General features: G+C 59.5%; 7 protein-coding genes. 4 read left to right on the forward strand and 3 right to left on the reverse strand.

Annotation, left to right across the window (positions count from 1 at the left end; all coding sequences use genetic code 11):
- Positions 1 to 80: 80 nt before the first annotated feature.
- Positions 81 to 545: a thioredoxin-dependent thiol peroxidase gene (gene bcp / locus AAC083_RS10655; protein ID WP_042039376.1), complete on the reverse strand. Its 465-nt coding sequence runs from the start codon at positions 543 to 545 to the stop codon at positions 81 to 83.
- A 23-nt stretch (positions 546 to 568) separates the two neighbouring features.
- Positions 569 to 1102: a glycine cleavage system protein R gene (locus AAC083_RS10660; protein ID WP_042039377.1), complete on the reverse strand. Its 534-nt coding sequence runs from the start codon at positions 1100 to 1102 to the stop codon at positions 569 to 571.
- 274 nt (positions 1103 to 1376) lie between these two features.
- Between AAC083_RS10660 and dapA the strand changes: the two genes are divergently transcribed.
- The 3 genes from dapA to AAC083_RS10675 all read left to right on the forward strand — a co-directional run bounded on the left by dapA (position 1377) and on the right by AAC083_RS10675 (position 4629).
- The gene (gene dapA, locus AAC083_RS10665) at positions 1377 to 2264 is read left to right on the forward strand and encodes a 4-hydroxy-tetrahydrodipicolinate synthase (RefSeq protein WP_042039378.1); all 888 of its coding nucleotides are present in this window, start codon (positions 1377 to 1379) and stop codon (positions 2262 to 2264) included.
- Complete coding sequence (bamC, locus tag AAC083_RS10670; protein WP_108536564.1) at positions 2257 to 3381, forward strand: outer membrane protein assembly factor BamC; 1125 nt, start codon at positions 2257 to 2259, stop codon at positions 3379 to 3381. Before dapA ends, bamC begins: the two co-directional genes overlap by 8 nt.
- Before the next feature lie 144 nt (positions 3382 to 3525).
- Positions 3526 to 4629: a phosphoribosylaminoimidazolesuccinocarboxamide synthase gene (locus AAC083_RS10675; protein ID WP_181364714.1), complete on the forward strand. Its 1104-nt coding sequence runs from the start codon at positions 3526 to 3528 to the stop codon at positions 4627 to 4629.
- Between the two features lie 128 nt (positions 4630 to 4757).
- Here AAC083_RS10675 and AAC083_RS10680 read toward each other — a convergent pair whose 3' ends face one another.
- Positions 4758 to 5360, reverse strand: a complete 603-nt coding sequence (locus tag AAC083_RS10680; RefSeq protein ID WP_042039382.1) for a short chain dehydrogenase — start codon at positions 5358 to 5360, stop codon at positions 4758 to 4760.
- Positions 5361 to 5457: 97 nt separating this feature from the next.
- Here AAC083_RS10680 and AAC083_RS10685 point away from each other — a divergent pair.
- Positions 5458 to 6301, forward strand: an 844-nt coding sequence (locus AAC083_RS10685) for a LysR family transcriptional regulator (protein ID WP_108536575.1), incomplete at its 3' end; no start/stop codon positions are given.

The following is a 6301-nucleotide window of genomic DNA, read 5'->3' on the forward strand; positions in this document are numbered from 1 at the left end:
TGAGGCGCTGGGGCGCCCCATGCAACACGTAATTGGGACATAGCCTTTTTGTATGGGGGCGTTTTTCATGCCGGGCGGGGTCAGCCCTTGATGAGGTCGAGCACCACCTGATGGTGGTCGCTGGTCTTGAACTTGTCGAAGCGGTGGGCGACCTTGCCCTCTTCATCGATGAGGAAGCTCAGACGGTGAATGCCGTCATACTCCTTGCCCATGAACTTCTTCGGACCCCAGACGCCAAAGGCATCGGCCACCGCGTGATCTTCGTCGGCCAGCAGGCGGAAATTAAGGCTGTCGCGCTCCTCGAATTTCTTCAGGCGCTTGGCCGGATCCGGGCTGATGCCGAGCACCACCACGTTGAGGGCGGCCAGCTCGCTATTGACGTCGCGCAGACCACAGGCCTGAGTGGTGCAGCCCGGAGTCATCGCCTTGGGATAGAAATAGATGAGTACCTTCTTGCCGCGCAGGTCGGCAAGACGAACCGGGTTGCCGTCCTGATCGGACAGGGAAAAATCGGGGGCCTGGGTACCAGCTTGTAGTGGTTGCATGCGGTCTCCTCGGGTAAACGCCGTCAGGCGTGTTTGTTGTTGACGATGAATTCGAACGATTCTGCGCCCAGTTCGCGACAGAATCCGGCGAAGGCCGTTTCCGAACCGGCAGTCTCTCCCTGCTTGGCCAGATTGAGCTGAAAGCTCGCCTTGAGCAGATTGAAGGGCTCCTGTTCAAGGGTAATGGTCTGCATAGCCTGAATGTCCCAGCCGTGGTCGCTGAAGAACTGGGTGCACTGGCTTACGATGCCGGGCTGGTCGCGGATCAGGATCTCGGCGTTGGCGCTGATGTCGTATTGCAGTGAGTGGTGGCGCTCGGTGCGTTTCATCATGGTGATGAGATCCCACTCCTGACTGCGCAGGGGCAGGCTTATCTCGAGTTGCATCAGGCTGTTCCAGTCCCCGGACAGCAGCATGATGAAGGTGAATTCATTACCGAAGATGCCAAGACGGCTGTCGACAATGTTGCAACCGCAGCCACTGACGTGGCGCGTGACCTCATTGACGATGCCAGGCCTGTCCGTGCCTATGGCCGTTACGACCAGGTAGTGAGTCATAAATCTTCTCTCGTCCATTAGCTGGTTGCGAATGTGAACGCAGTGGGCGCCACCCTGACTTGGGCCATTCCCTGCGCTTGTACATGGCAACTTTGTTGAGAATGCCGTGGCCGCGAGCCTTGTCTTTAGTCGAGAGGACGTGAGACTGGCGCCGACCGTCGCGCTCGTGCACCGCTTTTTGTGCAGAATGGTATCACGGCTTGCCCCCTGCCTCCCTTGTTTTTCCAAGGGGGCAGCTTTACCATAACGCCCCTGAAAATCGGGAGAAATATCCATGTTACGCGGTAGTATCGTTGCCCTCGTTACCCCCATGCTGGCTTCAGGCGAAGTCGATTGGACCAGTCTGGCCGCCTTGGTCGATTATCATGTCAGCGCAGGCACCACCGCCATCGTTGCGGTTGGCACTACGGGGGAATCGGTCACCCTGAGCGAGCAGGAGCACATCGCCGTCGTGGAAAAAACCGTGGAACTGGCCGCCGGACGCATTCCCGTCATCGCCGGTTGCGGTTCCAACAATACCGCTCATGCCATCGACTTGGCCAAACGATTCGCCGAAACGGGCGTGGTGGCGGGTCTCTCGGTTACCCCTTATTACAACAAACCCACGCAAGAAGGTCTCTATCGTCACTATTGTGCGATCGCCGAGGCTAGTGGTCTGCCCCAAATTCTTTATAATGTGCCCGGTCGTACCTGTTGCGACCTCAAACCGGAGACGGTAGCCCGACTGGCCAGGGTGCCCGGTATCATAGGTCTGAAAGAGGCCACCGGGGATTTGAGTCGTACTCCGCTGCTGCGTGAGCTGTGCGGAGCGGAATTCGCGCTTTATAGTGGCGATGATGCCAGTGGATGTGATTTTATGCTGCAAGGTGGCGATGGAGTCATTTCGGTCACCACCAATATTGCAGCGGCCCAGATGGCCGACATGTGTCGTGCAGCGCTGGCCGGTGATGCCGGTCTGGCCCATGACATCAACAATCGATTGATGCCGTTGCATCAGACTCTGTTCTGCGAACCGAGTCCCATCCCGGTGAAGTGGGCCTGTGCCCGACTGGGATTGATGGCGACGGCGACCTTGCGTCTGCCGCTCACCGACCTCACCCCCGAGGGCGAACAAGCGATGACGCGAGCACTGACCACTGCGGAGTTGATGGCGAGTGTTTAAAGCAAATGGAAAGGGAAATGCAGTGCGCCTGGTGCTGAGTGTGGCGACCGTTGCCGTGCTGGCAGCCTGTAGCTCACCCCAAGAGCGCAAGATGGCCAACCGTGGTTTCGAGTACGAGGATGCCCGCCTTGAAGGGCGCGCGTTCCTGGTGCCTGCCGGGTTGAGTACCCCCGCCTTTAACAGCAGCTTCGACATCCCGGCGCTGCCCGAGAGCAGTCGCGAAGGTGCCGTTGGCGCCAAGATTGACGTGCGCCCACCCGCCCAGCTGCTGACCGTGGTGCCGGGCAGCCAGGTGGTGCCCAATGCCAGCGAGCCCACCGTGGCCTTCTATGCCCTGAGCACCTCCCAGAGCGTGGAGCACGATACCTGGGCCTTCCTGATGAACTTCCTGGCCCAGTACAAGGTGACCACCGAGAAGCTGGATAAGCAGGCTGGCGTATTGCAGACCGGCTGGTTTGACAACACCAAGGCACTCGATGGCTGGAGTGAAGAGGATGACGACTTCAACATCCGTCAGCGTTACCAGTTCACCCTGCGCAACGATGCCCAGCGTCACGCCGTCACCATGTCGGTGCGGGTGTTGGAGCACGAAGAGACCATCGGCGGCGAGACCAGCACAGTGCTGACGCCGGCTGATGCCCAGCGCTACGCCACTCGCGCCCTGAACCAGTTCTCCCTCTTTTACGACAAGCAGCTCAGGTCCCGCGAACAGCACAAGTCCAATGATGGCATGGGGCTGGAGCTGGGGCTGGACAACAACGAGCTGAGTGCCTGGATTGTCGAGGGTTCCTTTGATCAGGTATGGCGCCGCCTCAACCAGGTGTTGCCTGGCTATGGCTTCACCATCAAGGATACCCAGCAGTCTCTGGGTTGGATCGACGTTGAGTACGACGAGCCGGGCAGCGACTTCTGGAAGGCCAAGGGCAGCGAGCCGTTCAAACTGGAAGAAAACAAGTATCGCTTCCAGCTTGGCGAGATGGCTGGGGGCAAGACCTCCATCACCCTGTTCGACAAGGACAAGAAGCCTGTGTCGTCCGGTGTCATCTCCCAGATGTACATCAGTCTGTCCGAGGCATTCGCCAAGGGCTTGGCTGACCAAGCAGCAAAAACAAAATAGAAACAGGGGCCTAGTGCCCCTGTTTTGTTAGGTTGCTCCCCCTGTAAATACAGGGTCTGATGCGCTTGATATGTTAACCCCCCCAGAAACAAGGGCCTGGTGCTCTTGTTTTATTCCTCCCACAAACAGGAAGTGTTATTAGCCATGAGTCTTGCAGATCAAGTATTGGCGGTGAATGACGATTTGCCGATCCGTACCGATAAACCTGTCCATTCCGGCAAAGTGCGCAGCGTCTACTGGTTGACCCCCGAAGACAGTGCCCGGCTCATAAAAGAGAAAGGCTACGATGTGCCGGCCGATGCTCCCCTCGCTCTCATGGTGATCAGCGATCGCATCTCGGCCTTCGATTGCATCTGGCAAGGTGTGGATGGGCTGAACGGCGTACCGGGCAAAGGGGCGGCGCTCAACGCCATCTCCAGCCACTGGTTCAAGCTGTTCAAGGAGAAGGGACTGGCCGACAGCCACATTCTGGATATTCCGCACCCCTTCGTCTGGATCGTGCAAAAAGCCCGTCCGGTGATGATCGAGGCGATTGCCCGTCAGTACATCACCGGCTCCATGTGGCGTGCCTACAAGGATGGCGAGCGGGAGTTCTGCGGCATCACCCTGCCAGAAGGGCTCAAAAAAGATCAGAAGCTGCCGGAAATCCTCATCACCCCCTCCACCAAGGGTGTGCTGACAGGGCTGGATGGCGTGCCGGAAGCCGATGACGTCAACGTCTCCCGTGCCGATATCGAGCGCCACTGCCAAGGCTTCAACTTCAGCAAACCGGCCGACATCGACCGTTACGAAGTGCTGCTCAAAGAGGGCTTCAACGTCATCAGTGACGCGCTGGCCGGGCTGGATCAGATCTTCGTCGATACCAAGTTCGAGTTTGGCTACGTCCACGATGCCGCCGGCAACGAAAAGCTGATCTACATGGATGAAGTGGGGACTCCCGACAGCTCCCGTATCTGGGGCGGCGCCGCCCTGCGCGACGGTCAGATCGTCGAGAAGTCGAAAGAGGGTTTCCGTCAGTGGCTGCTCAACCACTTCCCGGATCCGGACATCCTGCTCAACAAGAACCGCATGCCGGAACGTTTCGCCCTGGCCCGCGACAACAAGCTGCCCACCGAAGTGATGATGGATATCTCCAACACCTACGTCGGGATCGCCGAGAAGATCATCGGCCACAAGCTGGTGCGCTCTGCCAATCCCAAGCAGGAGATCATCGAGGTGTTGCGCGATCAGTACGGTCTGATCGATTAAGAGTTGCCCTCTTTTTTCGCCACTGAAAAACAAACGTTTGCCGGTGGCGAAAGAGAGAGGTGGAGAAACAGACGGGCCCCGCTGCGGGGCCCGTTTTTATTGCTGGGCTGGCGGCAAGGGGGCGGCTATCAGCCGTTGACCCTGAACACCTGACCGGTCTGGATGCCCATCACCGACCTCTTGTAAGCCTGCGCCACCTTGGCGGCGGGCACCGGCACGAAGCCCGGGAAGAAGTCGGCGTATTTGTCCATCGACTCCTCCAGCACGGTCGGGCTCACCGCGTTGATGCGAAGGCCGCGGGGCAGCTCGCAGGCGGCCGCTTTTACAAAGTGATCGATGGCACCGTTGACGGTGCTGGCGCTCACTCCCCAGTTGATTGGCTCCTCGCTCAGGATGCCGCTGATCAGGGTGATGGAACCTTTGTCATTCAGATAGGGAATGGCGGCGCGGGTCAGGTTGATCTGCCCCATCAGCTTGCTCTGGAGCCCCACCTGCCACTGCTCGTCGGTCATTTCGGTCAGGCCGTTGAAAGCGACGCTGCCGCTGGCCACCACCAGCGCATCGAACGGGCCCACTTGGGCAAACAGCGCCTTGATGGAGGCGGGATCGCGCATGTCGACCCTGGCATCGCCACGGCTGTGGCCGACCCGGATCACCTGATGATCTTTGGCAAGCAGTTCACTGACCGCGGAGCCGACGGTGCCGGAGGCACCCACAATCACAATGTTCATCTGCATCACTCCTGGTTGGGATGTGTTGATTCTAGCGCAACAAATAATGTGAAAAAGCGCGTAAAATAAACACATTGTTTCCATATTGGAGCTAATGATGGACATCGCCCATCTGGCCAGCTTTTACGAAGTGGTGCTGCGAGGCAGTTTCTCGGCCGCTGCCGATACGTTGGGGGTCAGCAAGGGGATGCTGAGCCGCCATGTCAGTGCGCTGGAGTCCTCCCTCAATGCGCAATTGCTGCAGCGCACCACCCGTCGCCTCAGCCTGACCGAGGCGGGCAAGACCCTCTATCAGCAGGCGGGGGAGATCTTCGCGCTGGCACGGCAGGCGGAGCAGGATATTCAGGCGCTGACCGAAGAGGATGGCGGCCGCCTGCGCTTTACTTGCCCGGTCAGTACCGGCGATCGCATGGTGAGCGAGCTGCTGACCAGCTTTGCCGCACTCTGCCCGGGGGTTGAGGTGGAACTCAACTTCACCAACCAGATGGTCGACATGAGTCAGGGGGAGAACGACATCGCCCTGCGGGCCATGAACGAGGTGCCGGACAATCTGGTGGCACTGCCGCTGGGGCGGCTCAGGGATGTGGTGGTGGCCAGCCCCGCACTGGTGGCGCGAGAGGGGCGTCCGGCCACTCCCTATGAGCTGAGCGGGTGCAGCTGCCTGTTGCAGGGGCACAATCCGGCCTGGGAGCAGTGGCACTTCATCCGTGAGGGGGAAGAGGCCCACATTCTGGTGCAGGGCAAGGTGCGGGCCAACCACTACAGTACCGAGTTGCAACTGGCGCGCGCCGGTATGGGCTATGCCAAGTGCCCGCTGATGCTGGTGGAGTCAGCGCTGACGGCGGGGGAGCTGGTGACCGTGCTCGACGAGTGGCAGAGCGGCCTGCATCAGCTCCATGTGCTGCATGCCCAGCAGCGGCGGGTACCGCGCAAGATCCGGC

This window comes from Aeromonas sp. HMWF014 (assembly GCF_963878295.1).
Taxonomy (GTDB): domain Bacteria; phylum Pseudomonadota; class Gammaproteobacteria; order Enterobacterales; family Aeromonadaceae; genus Aeromonas; species Aeromonas popoffii.

Coding starts and splice junctions, on each gene's coding strand:
- AAC083_RS10660 (WP_042039377.1), bottom strand. CDS start 1,102: ATGACTCACTACCTGGTCGTAACGGCCATAGGCACGGACAGGCCTGGC.
- AAC083_RS10675 (WP_181364714.1), top strand. CDS start 3,526: ATGAGTCTTGCAGATCAAGTATTGGCGGTGAATGACGATTTGCCGATC.
- AAC083_RS10680 (WP_042039382.1), bottom strand. CDS start 5,360: ATGAACATTGTGATTGTGGGTGCCTCCGGCACCGTCGGCTCCGCGGTC.
- bcp (WP_042039376.1), bottom strand. CDS start 545: ATGCAACCACTACAAGCTGGTACCCAGGCCCCCGATTTTTCCCTGTCC.
- dapA (WP_042039378.1), top strand. CDS start 1,377: ATGTTACGCGGTAGTATCGTTGCCCTCGTTACCCCCATGCTGGCTTCA.